At 58.6% G+C, this 19,219-nt stretch carries 25 protein-coding genes; 20 read left to right on the forward strand and 5 right to left on the reverse strand.

Features of this window, described 5'->3' with window-relative positions; genetic code table 11:
• Window positions 1-132: 132 nt before the first annotated feature.
• The 6 genes from ispF to rpoS all read left to right on the forward strand — a co-directional run bounded on the left by ispF (window position 133) and on the right by rpoS (window position 5,264).
• The gene (ispF, locus tag ACWNZ1_RS27555) at window positions 133-606 is read left to right on the forward strand and encodes a 2-C-methyl-D-erythritol 2,4-cyclodiphosphate synthase (protein WP_003184863.1); all 474 of its coding nucleotides are present in this window, start codon (window positions 133-135) and stop codon (window positions 604-606) included.
• Window positions 603-1,661 carry a tRNA pseudouridine(13) synthase TruD gene (gene truD, locus ACWNZ1_RS27560; protein ID WP_135843936.1) on the forward strand — a complete coding sequence of 353 codons (1,059 nt, stop codon included), beginning with the start codon at window positions 603-605 and terminating at the stop codon, window positions 1,659-1,661. Before ispF ends, truD begins: the two co-directional genes overlap by 4 nt.
• Entirely contained in the window at window positions 1,649-2,398 is a 750-nt protein-coding gene (gene surE / locus ACWNZ1_RS27565) for a 5'/3'-nucleotidase SurE (protein WP_135843937.1), read from the forward strand. Before truD ends, surE begins: the two co-directional genes overlap by 13 nt.
• Before the next feature lie 41 nt (window positions 2,399-2,439).
• On the forward strand, window positions 2,440-3,075 hold the full coding sequence (locus ACWNZ1_RS27570; RefSeq protein ID WP_170862085.1) for a protein-L-isoaspartate(D-aspartate) O-methyltransferase: 636 nt from the start codon (window positions 2,440-2,442) through the stop codon (window positions 3,073-3,075).
• 226 nt (window positions 3,076-3,301) lie between these two features.
• On the forward strand, window positions 3,302-4,150 hold the full coding sequence (locus tag ACWNZ1_RS27575) for a peptidoglycan DD-metalloendopeptidase family protein (RefSeq protein WP_135843938.1): 849 nt from the start codon (window positions 3,302-3,304) through the stop codon (window positions 4,148-4,150).
• A gap of 106 nt (window positions 4,151-4,256) precedes the next feature.
• Complete coding sequence (rpoS, locus tag ACWNZ1_RS27580; RefSeq protein ID WP_003198289.1) at window positions 4,257-5,264, forward strand: RNA polymerase sigma factor RpoS; 1,008 nt, start codon at window positions 4,257-4,259, stop codon at window positions 5,262-5,264.
• A gap of 493 nt (window positions 5,265-5,757) precedes the next feature.
• Here rpoS and fdxA read toward each other — a convergent pair whose 3' ends face one another.
• From fdxA to ACWNZ1_RS27605, 5 genes are all read right to left on the reverse strand, one after another.
• Window positions 5,758-6,081, reverse strand: coding sequence for a ferredoxin FdxA (gene fdxA / locus ACWNZ1_RS27585; protein ID WP_014336809.1), 324 nt, complete (start codon window positions 6,079-6,081; stop codon window positions 5,758-5,760).
• 141 nt (window positions 6,082-6,222) lie between these two features.
• Window positions 6,223-8,790, reverse strand: coding sequence for a DNA mismatch repair protein MutS (gene mutS / locus ACWNZ1_RS27590; protein WP_256454374.1), 2,568 nt, complete (start codon window positions 8,788-8,790; stop codon window positions 6,223-6,225).
• A 266-nt stretch (window positions 8,791-9,056) separates the two neighbouring features.
• Window positions 9,057-9,224 (reverse strand): hypothetical protein, encoded by a 168-nt coding sequence (locus ACWNZ1_RS27595; RefSeq protein ID WP_178084238.1) that lies wholly within the window; start codon window positions 9,222-9,224, stop codon window positions 9,057-9,059.
• Window positions 9,221-9,946 carry a zeta toxin family protein gene (locus ACWNZ1_RS27600; RefSeq protein ID WP_135847954.1) on the reverse strand — a complete coding sequence of 242 codons (726 nt, stop codon included), beginning with the start codon at window positions 9,944-9,946 and terminating at the stop codon, window positions 9,221-9,223. Before ACWNZ1_RS27600 ends, ACWNZ1_RS27595 begins: the two co-directional genes overlap by 4 nt.
• A 322-nt stretch (window positions 9,947-10,268) precedes the next feature.
• Entirely contained in the window at window positions 10,269-10,622 is a 354-nt protein-coding gene (locus tag ACWNZ1_RS27605) for a DUF6124 family protein (RefSeq protein ID WP_456027994.1), read from the reverse strand.
• A gap of 752 nt (window positions 10,623-11,374) precedes the next feature.
• Between ACWNZ1_RS27605 and ACWNZ1_RS27610 the strand changes: the two genes are divergently transcribed.
• The 14 genes from ACWNZ1_RS27610 to ACWNZ1_RS27675 all read left to right on the forward strand — a co-directional run bounded on the left by ACWNZ1_RS27610 (window position 11,375) and on the right by ACWNZ1_RS27675 (window position 19,218).
• Window positions 11,375-12,109 (forward strand): LexA family transcriptional regulator, encoded by a 735-nt coding sequence (locus ACWNZ1_RS27610; RefSeq protein WP_210645117.1) that lies wholly within the window; start codon window positions 11,375-11,377, stop codon window positions 12,107-12,109.
• A 460-nt stretch (window positions 12,110-12,569) separates the two neighbouring features.
• Entirely contained in the window at window positions 12,570-12,998 is a 429-nt protein-coding gene (locus ACWNZ1_RS27615; RefSeq protein WP_135843941.1) for a DUF2147 domain-containing protein, read from the forward strand.
• Window positions 12,999-13,126: 128 nt separating this feature from the next.
• Window positions 13,127-13,285: a Com family DNA-binding transcriptional regulator gene (locus tag ACWNZ1_RS27620; RefSeq protein ID WP_135843942.1), complete on the forward strand. Its 159-nt coding sequence runs from the start codon at window positions 13,127-13,129 to the stop codon at window positions 13,283-13,285.
• A 38-nt stretch (window positions 13,286-13,323) separates the two neighbouring features.
• Window positions 13,324-13,905 carry a DUF642 domain-containing protein gene (locus ACWNZ1_RS27625; protein ID WP_256452251.1) on the forward strand — a complete coding sequence of 194 codons (582 nt, stop codon included), beginning with the start codon at window positions 13,324-13,326 and terminating at the stop codon, window positions 13,903-13,905.
• A gap of 68 nt (window positions 13,906-13,973) precedes the next feature.
• Window positions 13,974-14,324 carry a phage holin family protein gene (locus ACWNZ1_RS27630; RefSeq protein WP_135843944.1) on the forward strand — a complete coding sequence of 117 codons (351 nt, stop codon included), beginning with the start codon at window positions 13,974-13,976 and terminating at the stop codon, window positions 14,322-14,324.
• Window positions 14,325-14,360: 36 nt separating this feature from the next.
• Window positions 14,361-14,873 carry a hypothetical protein gene (locus ACWNZ1_RS27635; protein ID WP_256452252.1) on the forward strand — a complete coding sequence of 171 codons (513 nt, stop codon included), beginning with the start codon at window positions 14,361-14,363 and terminating at the stop codon, window positions 14,871-14,873.
• Window positions 14,874-14,876: 3 nt separating this feature from the next.
• Window positions 14,877-15,488 (forward strand): phage baseplate assembly protein V, encoded by a 612-nt coding sequence (locus ACWNZ1_RS27640; RefSeq protein ID WP_456027995.1) that lies wholly within the window; start codon window positions 14,877-14,879, stop codon window positions 15,486-15,488.
• Window positions 15,489-15,499: 11 nt separating this feature from the next.
• Entirely contained in the window at window positions 15,500-15,832 is a 333-nt protein-coding gene (locus ACWNZ1_RS27645; protein ID WP_134923008.1) for a phage baseplate protein, read from the forward strand.
• Window positions 15,829-16,824, forward strand: coding sequence for a baseplate J/gp47 family protein (locus tag ACWNZ1_RS27650; RefSeq protein WP_456027996.1), 996 nt, complete (start codon window positions 15,829-15,831; stop codon window positions 16,822-16,824). The genes ACWNZ1_RS27645 and ACWNZ1_RS27650 overlap by 4 nt, the downstream gene beginning before the upstream one ends.
• Entirely contained in the window at window positions 16,821-17,465 is a 645-nt protein-coding gene (locus ACWNZ1_RS27655; RefSeq protein ID WP_135843948.1) for a phage tail protein I, read from the forward strand. The genes ACWNZ1_RS27650 and ACWNZ1_RS27655 overlap by 4 nt, the downstream gene beginning before the upstream one ends.
• The gene (locus ACWNZ1_RS27660) at window positions 17,462-17,992 is read left to right on the forward strand and encodes a hypothetical protein (RefSeq protein ID WP_135843949.1); all 531 of its coding nucleotides are present in this window, start codon (window positions 17,462-17,464) and stop codon (window positions 17,990-17,992) included. Before ACWNZ1_RS27655 ends, ACWNZ1_RS27660 begins: the two co-directional genes overlap by 4 nt.
• A 25-nt stretch (window positions 17,993-18,017) precedes the next feature.
• A complete protein-coding gene (locus ACWNZ1_RS27665) occupies window positions 18,018-18,638 on the forward strand; it encodes a hypothetical protein (protein WP_135843950.1) in 621 nt (206 codons plus the stop codon).
• A gap of 9 nt (window positions 18,639-18,647) precedes the next feature.
• Complete coding sequence (locus ACWNZ1_RS27670) at window positions 18,648-18,905, forward strand: tail fiber assembly protein (RefSeq protein ID WP_456027997.1); 258 nt, start codon at window positions 18,648-18,650, stop codon at window positions 18,903-18,905.
• Window positions 18,906-18,990: 85 nt separating this feature from the next.
• Window positions 18,991-19,218 carry a hypothetical protein gene (locus tag ACWNZ1_RS27675; RefSeq protein WP_135843952.1) on the forward strand — a complete coding sequence of 76 codons (228 nt, stop codon included), beginning with the start codon at window positions 18,991-18,993 and terminating at the stop codon, window positions 19,216-19,218.
• Window position 19,219: the final 1 nt, after the last annotated feature.

The raw sequence follows: 19,219 nt of genomic DNA on the forward strand, positions 1-19,219 counted from the left end.
ACTGCGGTGCATGCACATGTTTCAACGGACCGGGTAATCAAGGCCGCCAAAACGAAAAGACCTTGAAAGGGATGGCTCTAAACGCCTAATGCAGGTAGATTCACGCCCTGACAAAAATCGGGGCGTTTTTTTATGCGTATTGGCCACGGCTACGATGTTCACCGTTTCGCTGAAGGCGACTTCATTACTCTGGGCGGCGTGCGTATCGCACACGGCTTCGGGCTGCTTGCGCATTCTGACGGTGACGTTCTGCTGCACGCCTTGAGCGATGCATTGCTCGGCGCGGCCGCCCTGGGTGATATCGGCAAACACTTCCCCGACACCGACCCGCAATTCAAGGGCGCCGACAGCCGCGTGCTGCTGCGTCATGTGGTTTCGCTGATCCACGCCAAGGGCTGGAAAGTCGGCAATGTCGATAACACCATTGTTGCCCAGGCGCCGAAAATGGCGCCGCACATCGAAGCGATGCGCCAGTTGATAGCCGAGGATCTTCAAGTTGAGTTGGACCAAGTGAACGTGAAAGCCACCACCACCGAGAAGCTGGGTTTCGTCGGTCGCGAAGAAGGCATTGCCGTCCACTCCGTCGCCTTGTTGCTGCGCCCATGACTGAATTGGAACTACTGGGCCCGCGTGCCTACGGTGAACCGCTGGGCAGTGCGGTACTCAAGGCTACCGCTGAAGATTTTCAGGTCGATGAAGTGCTCGATATTCCGTTGACCGGCGATGGCGAGCATTTGTGGATCTGGGTTGAAAAACGCGGCTTGAACACCGAAGAGGCGGCTCGGCGAATTGCCAAGGCTGCTGGCGTGCCGTTGCGCACCGTCAGCTACGCCGGCCTCAAGGACCGACAGGCCCTGACCCGCCAATGGTTCAGCGTCCAGTTGCCCGGCAAGGCCGATCCGGATTTGTCGGCGGCAGAGAACGAAACACTGAAGATCCTCAAGACCGGTCGGCATAAACGCAAACTGCAACGCGGCGCGCACTCGGCCAATGGCTTCACCCTGCGCCTGACCCAGTTCAAGGGCGACACCGCGGCTATCGATGCGCGGTTGCAACAGATTGCGCGCCAGGGCATCCCCAACTATTTCGGCGCCCAACGGTTTGGGCACGACGGTGGCAACGTCGTTGATGCCCGTGCCTGGGCGGCGCGCAAGGCCTTGCCGGAACAGCGCAATGTGCGTTCACGGCTGTTGTCCACGGCCCGCAGCTTTCTGTTCAACCGGGTGCTGGCGGCACGAGTGGCCGACGGTACCTGGCAACAAGCGCAGGTGGGTGACTTGCTGGCCTTCACCGACAGCCGCAGTTTTTTTCCGGCCGGCGAAGCTGAATGCAGCGATCCACGGCTGGCCATTCTCGATCTGCACCCGACCGGGCCGCAGTGGGGCGAAGGGCCTTCGCCTGCCGCCGGCGCGACCTTTGCGCTGGAACAGGCCATCGCCGAGGGCGAAGCCGATTTGCGCGACTGGTTGATAAACGCGGGAATGAGTCACGAACGTCGCATCCTGCGACTGCCCATTGGCGGGCTGTCGTGGCATTATCCCTCGCCTGACATTCTGCAACTGGAATTCGTCCTGCCGGCCGGATGTTTCGCCACTGTCTTGGTGCGCGAACTCGTCGATCTGGTGCCGGTGGGGCAGACGGACAGCCCATGCGTATTCTGATTTCTAACGACGACGGGGTGACTGCACCCGGTCTTGCCGCGCTTTATGCTGCGTTGGCGGATTTTGCCGAGTGCGTGGTCATCGCCCCGGACCAGGACAAAAGCGGCGCCAGCAGCTCGCTGACGCTCGACCGTCCTTTGCACCCCTGCTACCTGGATAACGGTTTCATCAGTATCAACGGGACGCCGACCGATTGCGTGCACCTGGGTATCAACGGGTTGCTGGAGCGCGCGCCGGACATGGTGGTGTCAGGCATCAACCTGGGCGCCAACCTGGGTGATGACGTGCTGTATTCCGGTACTGTCGCCGCAGCCCTGGAAGGTCGCTTCCTGGAGCAACCGTCGTTTGCCTTTTCGTTTGTTTCACGCCAGGTTGATAACTTGGCTACCGCCGCCTACTTCGCCCGTAAATTGGTCGAAGCCCATGGCGAGCTGGAGCTGCCACCGCGCACGGTGCTGAACGTGAATATCCCGAACCTTCCGCTCGATCATATCCGTGGCATCCAATTGACGCGCCTGGGCCATCGCGCCCGCGCCGCCAAGCCCATGCACGTGGTCGATCCGCGAGGCAAGGCCGGTTACTGGATCGCCGCTGCCGGAGATGCCGAGGATGGCGGGCCGGGCACTGACTTCCATGCGGTGATGCAAGGGTATGTCTCGATCACGCCGTTGCAGCTCGATCGCACCTTCAACGATGCCTTTCGAAACCTCGATGGCTGGCTGGAGGGGCTGCGCTGATGGCTCGTGAGCAAGACGATATGCTACGCCGCGGGATTGGCATGACCTCCCAACGCACCCGTGAGCGACTGATCCAGCGGCTTTACGAGGAAGGCCTGTCCAACGCCCAGGTGTTGGAAGTGATTCGCCGCACGCCGCGACATTTGTTCGTCGATGAAGCCCTGGCCCATCGCGCCTACGAAGACACGGCGCTGCCGATCGGCCACAACCAGACCATTTCCCAGCCTTATATGGTGGCCCGCATGAGCGAGTTGCTACTGGAGGCGGGGCCGCTGGACAAGGTCATGGAGATCGGCACGGGGTCGGGTTACCAGACGGCAGTATTGTCGCAACTGGTGGAGCGGGTGTTCTCCGTAGAACGAATCAAGGTGCTGCAAGACCGCGCCAAGGAGCGTCTGGTCGAACTGAACCTGCGCAACGTGGTGTTTCGCTGGGGCGATGGTTGGGAAGGCTGGCCGGCCTTGGCGCCTTATAACGGCATCATTGTGACCGCCGTGGCCACCGATGTCCCCCAGGCCTTGCTGGATCAGCTCGCTCCCGGTGGGCGACTGGTGATTCCGGTGGGCGCGGGCGAAGTCCAGCAGTTGATGCTCATCGTGCGCGAAGAACACGGTTTTTCGCGACATGTTCTCGGGGCCGTGCGGTTTGTGCCATTGCTCAACGGGCCATTGGCCTGAGCATTTATAAACAAGCGCTGAATTCCGTGGCATTGGCTGTGTCTTACAGCGGCGCTGATTCGTTAAATGCAGGTTTGTTAAACGGCGTTCAACGGCGTCGAGCAAACGTGTGCGGTGCCCCTTCACGCTTCATTAATAGAAGCGCGGTCGCGGCCAGCTATTGTTGTATGACTTCTGCCTGGACAGGCAGTTTCCAATTTTTCAGCCACCACAAAGGGAGCGGCGGGTGAGTCTCACAGTCATTGCGCAGCGTATGGGTATCACGAGCTTTCAGCGCCTGGTGACTGGCCTTGTCTTGAGTACCTTGCTGGTCGGTTGTTCCAGTACACCGTCGGGTAATGTCCGGGTGGTCGATCGCAATAACAATGCGGCGCCGCAACGTCCTACAGTAACGACCGGTCAGTATGTAGTCCGTCGCGGCGATACGTTGTTTTCCATCGCTTTTCGCTACGGCTGGGACTACAAGGCCCTCGCGGCGCGCAACAACATTCCTGCGCCCTACACGATTCATCCGGGTCAGACGATTCGCTTTGATGGTCGCAGCGGTTCAACGCCGACTGCGGTTGTCACGCAGTCGGGCTCGTCGGCTTCGTCGTCGAGTAAAACCACGGTCATTCGCCGGCCGGCGGGGGCTGCAACGTCGACAGTACCGTCCGTCGCGAGCAAACCGACCCCCGCTCCGATGCCTCCAGCGGGCCCCGCCCCGACAGGCTGGGGATGGCCTTCTAGTGGCGTTCTTATTGGAAAATTCTCTTCAAACGGTAGTTTGAATAAAGGAATTGATATCGCCGGGGATTTGGGACAGCCTGTTTTGGCCGCGTCTGATGGCACGGTTGTGTACGCCGGGAGTGGTTTGAGGGGCTACGGCGAACTCGTGATCATCAAACACAGCGATACCTACGTCAGTGCCTACGGTCACAACCGCAGGCTGTTGGTTCGGGAGGGGCAGCAGGTCAAGGTCGGACAGACAATTGCCGAAATGGGATCAACGGGAACAGACCGGGTGAAACTGCATTTTGAGATTCGCCGACAGGGTAAGCCAGTAGATCCGCTGCAATTCCTGCCACGTCGTTGATTTGATTGTCAGCCTGTTCCGTCACGTAGAGGGAACAGGCTCCAGCGTTGCCAAGGATAAAGGCGTCGCTTGAGCTTGAGGTCGAACTCACCAAAGGACTATAACAATGGCTCTCAGTAAAGAAGTGCCGGAGTTTGACATCGACGATGAGGTTCTCCTTATGGAGACCGGCATCGCTATGGATTCGATGTCGAATGATGAAGGGGCGACTCCACCTTCCGTTCGTGCCAAATCCAAACACTCCGCTTCACTTAAACAACATAAGTACATCGATTACACCCGGGCGCTCGACGCCACTCAGCTGTACCTTAACGAAATCGGTTTCTCGCCGTTGCTCTCCCCCGAGGAAGAGGTTCATTTTGCGCGTCTGTCGCAAAGTGGCGACCCGGCCGGTCGAAAACGCATGATTGAAAGTAACCTGCGCCTGGTGGTGAAAATCGCCCGACGCTACGTCAATCGTGGGCTTTCGCTGCTGGATCTGATCGAAGAGGGCAACCTGGGCTTGATTCGCGCGGTCGAGAAGTTCGACCCTGAGCGAGGCTTCCGATTCTCGACCTATGCCACTTGGTGGATCCGCCAGACCATCGAACGGGCGATCATGAATCAGACCCGGACCATCCGGTTGCCGATTCATGTGGTCAAGGAGCTGAACGTCTATCTGCGGGCCGCCCGTGAGTTGACCCAAAAACTCGACCATGAACCCTCACCCGAAGAAATCGCCAACCTGCTGGAAAAACCAGTAGGTGAGGTCAAGCGAATGCTTGGGCTCAACGAACGGGTTTCTTCAGTAGACGTCTCGCTGGGGCCGGACTCGGACAAAACCCTGCTGGACACCCTGACCGATGATCGACCCACGGACCCATGCGAGCTGCTCCAGGACGATGATTTGTCCCAGAGTATCGACCAGTGGCTTTCGGAACTTACGGACAAGCAACGGGAAGTGGTCATTCGCCGCTTCGGCTTGCGCGGTCATGAAAGCAGCACCCTTGAAGATGTAGGCCTGGAGATTGGTTTGACCCGTGAGCGGGTGAGACAGATCCAGGTTGAAGGTCTCAAGCGTCTCCGGGAGATCCTGGAGAAAAATGGCCTGTCGAGCGAGTCGCTGTTCCAGTAACTCGAACGCAGGCGCAGCAGAAAAGGCCCCGACTGGTTCGGGGCTTTTTCGTTTCTGCGGTGACTGTTTTCCAGTCCGGCTCTATTTGTAGTTTCAGCTTGTAAGCCTTTGCCTAGTGTTGCGTAAGCGATCGGTTTTCCAACGAAGGGATGGACGGCTATTAAAGTTGTCCTGTTTTTGTAGTGCATTGATTAATAAAGAATTTTTCTTTGATGAACGTAGCGTGACAGGGTAAGGCAACGCTGGCAGGCGAATTGCGCTCGTTCGGGAAGATATTAATATCAGTCCTGTGTCGACGGACAGACACACCTGTCATGGACGATGGGGAGGAAGGACATCGCAGGACGCGATTCATCAGGACGATGAAAAGGACCAAAGGGATTAGGGAAAAAATGTGGGCGGGTCAAACCGCCCCTTTTTTTTGCCTGCGATTTCTTGAGCCTGGAAAAGCAAAAAGGCCCGCAAGGGGCCTTTTCGAGGAACGCCGAGAGGATCAGCGTTCGAGGTCGGCGATCTTGCCTTCCTTGCCATCCCACTCTTCGGCGTCCGGCAGCGCGTCTTTCTTCTCGGTGATGTTCGGCCAGATGTCCGCCAATTCGGCGTTCAGCTCGATGAAGTTCTCCATGCCGGCTGGCACTTCGTCTTCCGAGAAAATGGCGTTCGCCGGGCATTCCGGTTCACACAGGGCGCAGTCGATGCACTCGTCCGGGTGAATGACCAGGAAGTTCGGGCCTTCGTAGAAGCAGTCCACCGGACAGACTTCTACGCAATCGGTGTACTTGCACTTGATGCAGTTGTCGGTGACGACGAAGGTCATTTCTAATTCTCTCCTCAGGCGGCGGCAGCGGAGCCCCTTCACGGTGGGGTCGCCAGGTTCGGGAGGATAGTCTGCGAACCAGGCTAATAGCCCGCAGCATCCCAAACCGCGCGAGATTCTAACAGCTTGAAAGCTTGTGCGTTAGATCCGTGTCTTCAATGTATAGAGTAAATCCAGTGCCCGACGTGGGGTCAGGTCGTCCAGATCAAGTTTGGCCAGTTCATCGAGCACCGGATGGGGCAGGCTGGCGAACAGGTCGCTTTGCTGCGGTGCAGCCGGTTTGCCTTTGGTTGGGCGCGGCGCTTCGTGGGGCAGGCTGGTGGTTTCCAGGCGGCTCAAGTGCTCGCGGGCCCGGCTGATCACTTCGCTGGGGACACCGGCCAGTTGCGCGACCGCCAGGCCATAGCTCTGGCTGGCCGGGCCGGGCAGCACATGGTGCAGGAACACGATGCGTTCGTTGTGCTCAGTGGCGTTGAGATGCACGTTGGCCACCAGCGGCTGGCTTTCCGGCAGCACGGTCAGTTCGAAATAATGGGTGGCGAACAGCGTGTAGGCACGCAGGTGCGCCAGCCGTTCGGCCGCCGCCCAGGCCAGGGACAGGCCGTCGAAGGTGCTGGTGCCGCGCCCGACTTCGTCCATCAACACCAGGCTGCGTTCGGTGGCGTTGTGCAGGATGTTCGCGGTTTCGCTCATTTCCACCATGAAGGTCGAACGCCCGCCGGCCAAGTCATCGCTGGAGCCGATCCGGGTGAAGATCCGGTCCACCAGGGACAATTCGCAGCTCGCCGCCGGCACGAAACTGCCGATGTGGGCCAGCAGCACGATCAATGCGGTCTGGCGCATGTAGGTGGATTTACCGCCCATGTTCGGACCGGTGATCACCAGCATGCGGGTGTTGTCGTCCAGGCTCAGGTCGTTGGCCACGAACGGCGTGGTCAGTACCTGCTCGACCACCGGGTGACGACCCTGGCTGATGCGCATGCACGGCTCGCTGACAAAGCGCGGGCAGTTGAGGTCCAGGTTCAGCGCCCGCTCGGCCAGGTTGCTCAGCACGTCCAGTTCCGCCAGGGCGCCGGCGGTGTCCTGCAATGGCGGCAGTTGGCTGATCAGGTCTTCGAGCAGCGCTTCATAGAGCATCTTTTCACGGGCCAGGGCGCGGCTCTTGGCCGACAGCGCCTTGTCTTCGAACGCCTTGAGTTCCGGGGTGATGAAACGCTCGGCACCCTTGAGGGTCTGGCGGCGAATGTAGTCGGCCGGGGCCTGTTCGGCCTGCTTGCTCGGCAACTCGATGAAGTAGCCGTGGATGCGGTTGTAGCCGACCTTGAGGTTGGCCAGGCCGGTGCGGGCTTTTTCCCGGGCTTCGAGGTCGATCAGGAACTGACCGGCGTTTTCGCTCAGCGATTGCAACTCGTCGAGTTCGGCGTCGTAGCCGGTTTTCAGCACGCCGCCGTCGCGGATCACCGCCGGCGGGTTATCGATAATGGCTTTTTCCAGCAGCGCGGCCAGTTCCGGGTAAGTGCTGGTGGTGCGCGCCAGTTGCTGCAGGTGTGGCGCTTCGAGGTCGGTCATCGCCACCTGAAGCTCGGGCAGGGCGCCGAGGGCATCGCGCAGGCGCGCCAGGTCGCGGGGACGGGCGTTGCGCAGGCCGATACGGGCCAGGATCCGCTCGATGTCACCGATTTCCTTGAGCTGTGGTTGCAGTTGCTCGAAGCGATAACGGTCCAGCAGGCAGGTGATGGAAGTCTGGCGCGCCAGCAGCACCGTCAGGTCACGCAGCGGACGGTTCAGCCAGCGGGTGAGCAGGCGGCTGCCCATGGCGGTCTGGCAGCGGTCGACCACCGATTGCAGGGTATTGTCGCGGCCGCCGGCCAGGTTGGTGTCCAGCTCCAGGTTGCGGCGGCTCGCGCCGTCCAGCACCACCGTGTCATCCAGGCGCTCGTGACGCAGACTGCGCAAGTGGGGCAGGGCGGTGCGCTGGGTTTCCTTGGCGTAGGCCAAGAGGCAGCCGGCGGCACCGATGGCCAGGGTCAGGTTTTCGCAGCCGAAGCCCTTGAGGTCTTGGGTGGAAAACTGCTGGCAGAGACTTTTCAGCGCCGAGTCGCGCTCAAAATCCCACGGCGCCCGACGTCGCACGCCACGGCGTTTTTCTGCCGGCAGGTCTTTGGGCCAGTCATCCGGGATCAACAGTTCCACCGGATTGACCCGCTCCAGCTCTGCCAGCAGGTTTTCCCAGCCCTTGATTTCCAGCACCGAGAAGTTGCCGCTGGTGATGTCCAGCACGGCCAGGCCGAACAGGCGCTCATCGCCCAGGACTGCGGCGATCAGGTTGTCCCGGCGTTCATCCAGCAGGGCTTCATCACTGACCGTGCCCGGCGTAATGATCCGTACGACTTGGCGTTCCACTGGCCCTTTACTGGTGGCCGGGTCGCCGACCTGCTCGCAAATCACCACCGATTCGCCAAGCTTGACCAGTTTCGCCAGATAACCTTCCGCCGCGTGGTAAGGAATCCCACACATCGGAATCGCCATGCCCGCCGATTGCCCACGCGCCGTCAGGGTAATGTCCAACAACTTGGCGGCCTTCTTCGCATCCTCGTAGAAGATCTCGTAGAAGTCGCCCATGCGGTAGAACATCAGCTGATCGGGGTGCTGGTTCTTCAGGCGCCAGTATTGCTGCATCATCGGCGTGTGGCTGGAGAGGTCGTTCACGGCTGTATTCATGGGTGTCAGGGAAGCTCGTTGAAAGGTGTGGGGCAAAAGGAGGGGCATTGGCCCGGCTTTTCCGCGATGGGCGCAAGGTTAACATGGGCGGTCGAGGGGGACCCAGGGATGAGTGTCTTCGATTGTTTTTGATCAGACTGGATTTCTGGCCCCAGGTCTTTTCCTTTCGGCATGTGGTGAACAATCTTTTACGAGGCATGAGCCAGGCAACAAAAAAGCCCGACACGTGGTCGGGCTTTCCTTAAATCTTGATGTCAGGCTCGTTTAGCCTCGGCCTGCATCATCACCAAGTTCTGCTGCTTGGTAGCCTCTGTCAAAACCTCGCCATAAACACGCTTCTTTTGGTCCGACTTTGCATTACGGATAAAATCGGCAAAGGTGCTTTTGGCTCCTTTGGACAAGCCTAGCTTGATCGAAATCATAGGTGCCCTCCTGATGATGGCTCGAGCGTGGCTTCTAGGTCGGCCCGCGTGTGTTGCTCAGGGATATGGTAGTCAATTTTATCGACACCAGCTTTGTAAAGTCGTCCCGAATTATCGATATGCTTGAGCAATAGATCCACATGGACGTCACCTCGATACTCTAGCTTAAGGGCGTTCACTACGTCACGTGCGGCGAAGTATTGCTTGATGAAATGTTCTTTGCGGATCCTCCTACCCTCGGCCGCCTCGCGAGCGTTGACGAATTCCCAAGCAAGCACAGGCGATTGATATACATACAAAATCTGTACGAATCGCCCTTTTTTCAAGGAGCGGTCTACGTTCCGTCTTGCTACGTCTATGTTAGAAAACGTTCCATCAAGGATGAAGGACTGCTGTTGATCCAACGCAAAATCCAACATTTTATCGACCAGAATCGATACACCGCCCTGAAAAAGCCAGGAATTTGCCCCCGCGTAAGTAGGAAATTCGCTTCGCAGTTCATCAGCGTCTATGCGTAGGATGGCGGTATCTGTAAATAGATTCACCAAAGCTATTGATGCCTCGGTTTTACCCGCGCCTGGAGAGCCCGCCATGAAAACTGATACCGGCGCCTCTTCTGGCGGATAAAGCACCTTATCTGTGAGTCGCTTTGCGATTGCTTTTTTATTGGATCTAGCGAAGCGCAATGCGTCTTCACAAACGGCTTGGTCTGCTGAGGTCATTACCTGGTTGCGTGTATCGGCGTCCTCCGTCATCAATCCAACTCCTTTTCGACGATACCTATTGTTTGAACCGAGCTATGCCAGACCACGTTATGCCTAGTGCTGCCCATTTATGGAAGTCGGTAAAGCCGTAGCGAGGGGGCTTACTTCCGCTTGAGTGCGAAGCGCTCATAAAAAAGGGCTGCTGCGCAGCCCCGCGAGAGCAAGCTTTCTCGCCACAGGTTCATCGTTTTGCTCAAGTGAACAGTATGGCTACACACATGGTCGTTTTTTGTTTCTGTTTAAGTCGGGCCTGTTTTACCTCGGCCCACATCATGAATGCCTACCTCGGCTCAACTACATCCAACGCCCGATTCGCCAGCAACTGCCCCAGCTCAATCATCTGCTGGACCCCTAGCGCGATATGCCGTCGCGAGCCCTCCATATCGAACGCCAGATCACTGACCATGGCGTTGGCCGAGGCCAGGGTTTCGCTGAGGTTGGCGAGCAGGCATTCGGCGTCGATGTTAGGGGCGATGACGAAAAGGGTGTCGGGTGTGTAGCCAGTTTCTTTGTCGGCTTTGGGTTTGAGGTAATAGTCCAGGGCACGAGTGGCCGCGTCGTCGAGTTTTTTGGCTTTGGCCGACTGGGGGCGGGAGGTGTGATCGTCTGGGGGATTCGGTGTGTTCTTCGGCATTCTATGGATCCTTGAAGTTGAGCCACCACTCACTCGCGACTAAACGAGGGGGTGGCAGCTGTACGCAGGTTAGTCGACCGGGGATCCAAGGAACCGGCGCGCCCGAGGGCGCCCTGCGCACAGCCACCATCAAGTGCAGGAATGGGGATACCTGACTGAATGGAGCAATGAGCACCTTGGAATACCGAGCGACTAAACCCGATCACTGATGGGCAGTGACAGGATCAAAAGTACCGATGGGATCCAAGGTGGACAAGCCGGCGGATTCTGGCGTAGTTGTAGGCAGAGGCGCAAGGCGACGTAGCCTCGTGTCGCACATTTGAAGGATGCAGGGTTGGGCCGTTTCCCACGAGGTTGTAGGGGGAATTTCCCAAGTGTCGGAAGACATGACGCTTGGTCGCAACACCGTTCATTTGAGCGTTGAATTGAATCCGTGGCGAGGGAGCTTGCTCCCGCTTGAGCGCGAAGCGCTCACACAAGTTGGCCGCCCTACGTAGCCAGCGAGAGTGCTGAGGACAGCGTGCATCGGCGTTGAATGTGCCGCCGTCTTCGCGAGCAAGCCCGCTCCCACAGTTTTACCGAGGTGTTCACAGACATCGCATGCACCCCGAATCCCCTGTGGGAGCGAGCTTGCTCGCGATAGCGGTGGTTCAGCTTGCGTTGATGTTGGAGGGAAGCAGTTCGTCGTCGATATGCACGCTTATGCAAAACAGCATTTGTCTTCTGCAAAAAGAACAAGCATCATGCGCGTTATGCAAAAACGCAACGTTTCTACCGTATTAAGAGCATTGCTCGATCAGCACGGGATCTCCCCCACGGAGCTTCACCGTCGTACCGGCGTGCCTCAGTCCACCCTCTCGCGGATCCTCAGCGGCAAGATTGTCGATCCTTCGGATAAACACATCTCGAAGATCGCCGAATACTTCGCGGTGAGTACCGACCAGTTGCGCGGGCGCGCGGACGTTGTGCCTGCCGGTAATGCTCGTCGTGACGAGCCGCATTCCGAACTCAAGGACATAAGCCTGTGGGATGACGATACCCCCGTCGAGGAAGACGAGGTGTCGGTCCCTTTTCTGCGTGAGGTTGAATTGGCTGCTGGATCAGGAAGATTCGTCATCGAGGAAAGCGAGCGTTCTAGCCTGCGCTTCGGCAAGCGTAGCCTGCGCCATAACGGCGTGCAGTTCGATCAGGCCAAATGTGTGACGGTGCGCGGCAACAGCATGTTGCCAGTGCTGCGCGACGGGGCCACGGTCGGGGTGAACGCGGGCAAGTGCGGGATCGGCGACATCGTCGACGGCGACCTCTATGCCATCAACCACAACGGCCAACTGCGGGTGAAGCAGCTTTACCGCCTGCCCACTGGCATCCGCCTGCGCAGTTTCAATCGCGACGAGCATCCGGATGAGGACTACACCTTCCAGGAAATGCAGGATGAGCAAATCGTCATCCTCGGCCACGTCTTCTGGTGGGGCATGTACGCCCGCTAACCCCTCCGCTGTCAGATAAAACCCGCCGCCGTGCGGGTTTTTTTTCGCCTCTGAAAATCCTCTGCCCCCTGTGTTCACTGGCTGTCGATGCGTCAGTGCATCCGTTATGCATAAATAAATGCATTTACGCATTGACTGTGTATGCATCCATGCATATTCTGTGTCCAAGCCGCTCGACAAAGCGGCTGGCAACAAAGCTCTTTAGTTCCACCAACAGGCAGCGATGAACCGGCCTTAACGGTTCAGAGGGTTGGCAACTGACCCGGGTGTGCAGCGTAAAGCACCAGAAGCAGTTATCCGGCGGGCAGGGACCGCGGCCGGAGGAACAATTTGAATGGATCCGTACCGCGCCAGTCGCGCCGAAAGATCAAGCGCATTACTGAAAAGCCTGGGCAACCGGGCTTTTTGGAATGCCTCTGTATCAACGCCCCAAAAACCATTACCTGAAGGAAGTAGATCAATGAAAAAACTATTCAGTGTTCTGATCGCAGCCGTCCTGGCGGCCCAGGTCGCCCATGCGCTGGCTGAAACGTCCCCTGTCGGTTCGTGGCAATTTGCGTCCTACCATGTTCCGGGCGGTAGTTTTTATGCCAACCAGACGATCTGTTTCAAAGCGGACAATACCTGGTATTCAAGCTCGCAGGCTGGCTGGAAGGGCGCATGGTTCCAGAACGGGGACGATCTCCAATGGAATGGGAGTGTGCCAATGCCAGGCGCAGGGAGTGCCAATAATCTCGCCACCATTGCCATGGGTAAATTGGTGGTTGCTGGCTCAATGTCGGGTAACTACGCGGAATGGTCGGCACCCAGCGCGCTGCCGCTGTCGTGGGACAGGCACTACACCTACACCATGACTTACAAAGGCGCGACCTGCGCTGCTCCAAAGTGACGCCAACCCAGTTCCATTAAAGGCACGTCAAAAGATCAGACGTATTACTGAAAAGCCTGGGCAACCGGGCTTTTTGGAATGCCTGTGCCATGAGGCACTTCAAACCGCCGCCAATGGGAGGGCTTTCAATGCTGAAGGATTTCAGATGCGGTAGCTGCAAAAGGCTTCTGGCCCGCATGGGCGAGAACACCGAACTCCAGATCAAATGTTCCCGATGCGGGACGTTGAATCATGTGAAGGCCCTTGAGCCTCGAGTGATCGCCAGAGAGCGAGATGAGCGCTGTTGATCAACCGCGCGATCAATCAATAACTCAAGAGGTGAATCATGAGTCGTTTCAAGAAATACGTTGCCCCGCTGTTGCTATCCATTGCGCTGCTCGGTGTTGGGAGCAACGCGAGCGCCGCCAACCTTCTGGTCAACGGTAGTTTCGAACAGCCAGGCTGCAGTGGCAGTTGCATCCTCGATACCCCGGCGAAAGCCAATTTCATCACCGGTTGGACGACGTTTCTGTCCGGCGCCGAGTACTTCAATATGCCCGCTTCGATCGGGGGTTCCGTGGCTGCGGATGGCGTTGTGATTGTCGACCTGGCCAATTATGTCTACGGCAACGGCGGTGGTATCCAGCAGAACTTCGCCACCGCAGTCGGCGCCAAGTATCGATTGACCTTCAGCGCGGGTAATTCGCGCTACGCCAGCCGCTCCGGCGACGGCACCATCCAGGTCAAGGTGGCGGGGCAAAGTGTCACCTTCAACACGCCGTCGGCCAAAGGTACCGCCGTGGAGTGGAGCACCATCACGTATGACTTCACGGCCACTTCGGCCCAAACGACTTTGGCGTTCTCCAATGAGCAGAACCCTTACGCCCACTTCGCCTTCATCGACAACGTCAGCGTTGAGCCACTGTAAACCAACGATTGTCCTGCGAAGACCCGTCGACTCCAAGCATTCATCCATCACCCCCCAGGAGGCGTGACATGACAAACGAGCAACAAGCGTTGCTGGACATGCCGATCTGGCTGGTCATCGTGCTCGCCCTGGTGGGTGGGGTGTCCGGCGAGATGTGGCGTGCTGACAAGGAGGGCGCCCGTGGCTGGTCGCTGCTGCGGCGCCTGGCCCTGCGCTCCGGTGCCTGCGTGGTCTGCGGGGTTTCGGCAACCATGTTGTTGTATGCCCTCGGCATGTCGATCTGGAGTGCTTGCGCCCTGGGTTGCCTGACCGCCATGGCCGGTGCCGATGTGGCTATCGGTCTTTACGAGCGCTGGGTCGCCAAGCGGATTGGCGTTTGCGAAGTGCCACCGCGGGACGTTCCTCCCGACCAGCCATGAATCGACATCGTTGATCCATACACAAGGAGGCGATCAATGCCCGTCCTTATCGAAAAACCGTCGCAGCTGTTCGCCGCCATTGCCCAGACGCTGCGCGCCACTTACCCCACTTTGAAAATCGGCAGCCCTCAGGATTTCGATGGCACCGACGACCAGCCCTGGGTGCTGATTGCCATTGAACGTGATGCATCAGGCAACCGCGCCAACGATGGGCGTATCGCCCATGTCCTGACGGTTTCCCTGCAAGTGGTCATGGCCGTTGCGGGATGGGAGGCGTGCGATCTGGCCGGTGAGCTGAAACACCTGGTCGTGGATAACCGCTGGGGGCTGTCGGGTGATCAATGCGATCTGCCCACGGAGATCGATGGTATCGCATCCGCGTTCACCCACGAAGCTCGGGCGTACACCGCCTGGACCCTTTCATTTACCCAAACACTCTATCTCGGCCCGATGCTGCTGGAGGACCCGCTGGGCATCCCGAAATTTGCCCGTACCTGGGAAGTCTCGAACATCGACGACCCGGATCAATACACCACACTCGAGGCCTGACCCATGTTCGATGCGCTGTTACGGATGCATCTGGGGCCGATCATCGAGCGTCTGGCCGAGATGGAAACCGAGCTGGAAGACTTGCATCGACGTGCGGAGAGCTTCTGTCGCATCGGCGTCTGCCAGGAAGTCGATGCGGCCAGCAACACCTGCAAGGTCAGTCATGGCGGGCTGCTCACCCCGGCGATCCGTTTTTTCAACCCGAGCGCCGGCGCCCAGAGCGAGTCGCGGATTCCCTCCGTCGGTGAGCAGTGCCTGCTGCTGAACCATGGCGGCGGTGAGGGCGGTGGGCAGTCGGTGGCGTTGTTCGGCCTCAACGGTGGGCAGTTCCCGCCCGTTTCGACCCAGGCATCGCTGACCCGTCGCCTGTATCAGGACGGCACGGAGAACGGCTACGACCACGCCAGCCATGTCCTGCACTGGCAAAACGGGCCGGCGGCATTCACCGGTTCCCGTGAATCCCTTGAGTTGAGCATTGGCCCGTCGAGATTGGCGATGACGCCCGAGGCCATTGAATTGCAGGTCGGCGCCGTCGGCATTCGGCTCGACGCCTCCGGTGTGCACCTGAGCGGCCCGGTGGTGGATCATCAGGGACGCGTCATCAGTACCGCATAAGAGATTTCCCCATGATTGGAATCGATCGAAATTCCGGCGCCACGGTCGACGACTGGCTGCAATTTGTCCAGCGCGCCACTCGGGCGTTGACCACGCCGTTGGGCACTCGCCAGAAGCGCCCGCTGTATGGCTGCGCACTCACGCAATTGCTTGGGCAGAACCTCGGCGATGACTTGCTGATTCTCGCCCAGAGCCATGCGGCCCAAGCGTTCTACAACCAGGAAAACGGCATCGCTGATTTCGAGCCGCAGGTCATTGTCGCCAGCCGACACGGCGCCGGCTTGTTGTTGCGCTTCGCCGGCACCTGGAAAAACCGCAAACAGACTTTCGAGGTGGTGACATGAGCATGTTGATACCCGGCCAGAACCAGTTGGCCGAACCGGCCATCGTCACCGTCGAAGCGTTCGAGGATCTGCTCGCCGAATTCAAGACCTTCGTGGTCGAGTACGTCGGCGCACGCTCTCCCGAGAGCGCGGCCAAGCTGGTGGACAGCCTGGAAAACGAAAGCGAATTGCTGACCCTGGCCCTTGAGGCGTTCTGTGTCCGGCTGCAAACCCACGAACGCAAATACAACGCTCGCATCAAGCAGATGCTGGCGTGGTGGGCCACCGGCACCAACCTCGATGCCCGTCTCGCGGACATGGGCCTTGAGCGTCAACTGCTCGACCCGGGCGATCCGGCGGCTTTCCCGCCCATCCTGCCGGTCTACGAGAGCGATGATGATGCCCGCTTGCGCTACTACCTGGCGCCGCATGCCCCGGCGGCTGGCTCGCGCATGCAGTATCGGCGGGAGATCTTCACCCTGGGCGAACGGCCTGCCGTGAAGGTGGAAAACGCGGCAGCGGGCGTGGTGACGGTCACCTATACCTTCGACCCGGATGGATACGCGGCGCAGATCAAGGACGGCAACGGACGCCGCACCGCCCCGGGCGAAGTCACGGTCACGGTGCTGTCCCGAGAGGGCAATGGCACACCGTCCGAGGCGCTGCTCGAGGGCGTTCGCCAGCATTTCGCCCGGCCGGATGTGCGACCGGAAACCGACCTGGTCATCGTTCAGGCCGCGCAAATCAAACCCTACAAAATCCGTGTCGTGGCGAAGATCAATGCCGGTCCGGATTCGGGTTTGACCCAAGTTGCCGCAGAGCAGCAATTACAGGCGTACGCCGAGGCCTGTCACCGCCTGGAAGGTCGGGTGGACCCGAGCTGGATCGACTACACGTTGCACAGCGCGGGCGCAGTTCAACTGCAGATTCTCGAACCGCTGGCGCCGATTGTGACGACGGCTTTCCAAGCCCCGTACTGCACGGGTGTCGAGGTCGAGGTGGATACGTTATGAGTGACGACACACTTCGCCAAAGCCTGCTGCCGGCCAACAGTTCGGCGCTGGAAAGGGCGCTTGATCTGGGTTTTGGTCGGTTGCTCGATCGCATTGACCCGCCGTTTCCCGAGTTGATGAACGCGAGCCAGACCCCGTCCGCCTTCTTGCCATATCTGGCGGCGGACCGCGGCGTCAGCGAGTGGGATGCGGGAGCCAGCGATCTGGAAAAACGTCTGACGGTTTCACTGTCCTGGCAGATCCAGCGTCAGGCCGGCACTCGCCAGGCGTTGAACCACGCTGTCGAGTCTCTGGGATTCACGCCCCACGTCACCTCCTGGTATGAACAGCAACCCCATGCCCATCCCTACACCTTTGATGTGCAAGCCATCATCGGCCAAGGTTGGGCCAGTGGTGATCACAATCGCCTGATAAAGCGAATCAATGCAGCCAAGAGCGAGCGCGATCAAGCCACCATCACCCTCGTGCATCAAACGCGCGGTGGCTTGGCAGCGGCGGCAGTTTTGCACGGGCCGCTGATCGACGGTGAGCTGTTTTTGTGCGGGGCACTGCCGGTACTTGAACTCGGTACGCGGCTTATTGGCATTGGGATTTCCCAGCGCTACACCATTAACGATTACGACCTCAAGGCGCAGCCATGACAGAAGACATTACGCGCTTGGTTCGCTTCACTTCCGCCGGCCTGGCAGAAGTGTTGCAGGCAAAGAACCAAGGCTTGAAAGGTGAGATCACTCACATCGGTGCTGGCACCGCTCGCTACGATCCCAATGGATCGGAAACGGCGCTTCGCGATGAGCGGCAGCGTGTGGCGATCGTGGATTACGAAGACCTCGATCCAGGGCAACTGAGAATGGCTGCCCTGTTCGACGGGCCTGATGAATACGAGATCGGTGAATTCGGTTTTTATCTCTCCACCGGCACGCTGCTAGCGGTGTACTCAGTGGCTGGAAAGTTGCTGACTTACAAAGCCGCTGCAGCGCGCGTGTTGCAAAAGTTCACGCTGGATATCTCACCGCTGCCAGCGCAAAGCGTCACGGTGGTGGTTGGGTCTGACGATTTGAACATCCTGTTGAGCGAGGAAATCGCCACCCTGGCGACTGCCAATATCGACAATATGGCGCGACATGTCGGCCTGATGTTTCGGGTGATGACGCTTGAAGCCAAATAAATCAATAGCACAAGGAACTTGAAACGTGAGTCTGGAAACCACTATCGCGTCGCTGGTGACAGCGGCTAATAACTTGACCACAGTGGTCAATGGAAAGATCGGCAGTATCAATACGACCATGGCCACGGCGTTGACCCAGTTCAATGAGTGGCGAAGCCTGAAGGATGTGGAAGGGGATCCGAACGCTCTTGGCACAATCCGCCGCAACGTACTGCAAGGACATGTTTACGGGACTGGCGGCGTCTATGGCGCCACGGCACAGGGTGATTTTGTCTCCACCAACCTGGGCGCCAGCGCAAACGTGTACATGCATTTCAAAGTGCCTCTTAACATCAATGTCAATTCGGAGATGTTCTGGTTCAACATAAAGGGGTACAGCTACGGCACGGCAAAGATAATCGACGAGACGTTGGTGGGGTATTGCTATCAGCCTACGCGGGTCCTGCAAAATGTCTCGACCTTCGGGAATATGACCCCCACTGTCTATGTCGATGCAAACGGCAATATTGTCATGCGGATTCTGGTTCCCAATATTTACTACACCACCGTGCGCATCGACACGATGCGGGTGGGCAATGGTCGATTGTTCAATCTGGGCGACTTGAGCACCAAATTGTCCTTGGCCGAAACCGTTGTCTTCAGTTAAGGAACGAACATGTCTGATATATCCAACGCTGATACGCTTGAAATTCCACTCGCCGTACCGTCGCGTGAAATCGAATGGGCTGCCATTCGCAACCGTCGCAACCAGCTTCTGCGGGACACGGATTTCACTCAACTGCCGGACTACCCAGCGACAGACGCACAGCGCGCTGAGGTTAAGGCCTACCGCCAAGCCCTGCGGGATATCCCCGAGCAGATCGAGGATCCATCGAACCTGGTCTGGCACGTGCTACCGACCTTCGTCAAGTAACCCCAACCGCGACAGCGGTTTTTTTTCGCCCGCAATAAGCCCCGTGATGGGGCTTTTGTGTTTTTCGCGTCTGGAGAACCCGTAGATGCCCATTCGTAAGCAATACACCGTGCTGTTGCCATTCCCTACCGGCGGCGGCCACTGGTCGAGCACCGGCCAGGAACTCGAACTGCTGGATGTCGAGGCCAATGCCTTGCGCAGTGCCGGTCGCCTGGAGCTGACCAGCGTCCTGGCGGTACACAAACAGGCTGTCGACATGCAAGCCACCCCAACTCAACCGGCCAAAAAGGCCGCTGCCAAGAAGGCTGAATAAC

The sequence above is a fragment of the Pseudomonas sp. CFBP 5748 genome (assembly GCF_053850495.1).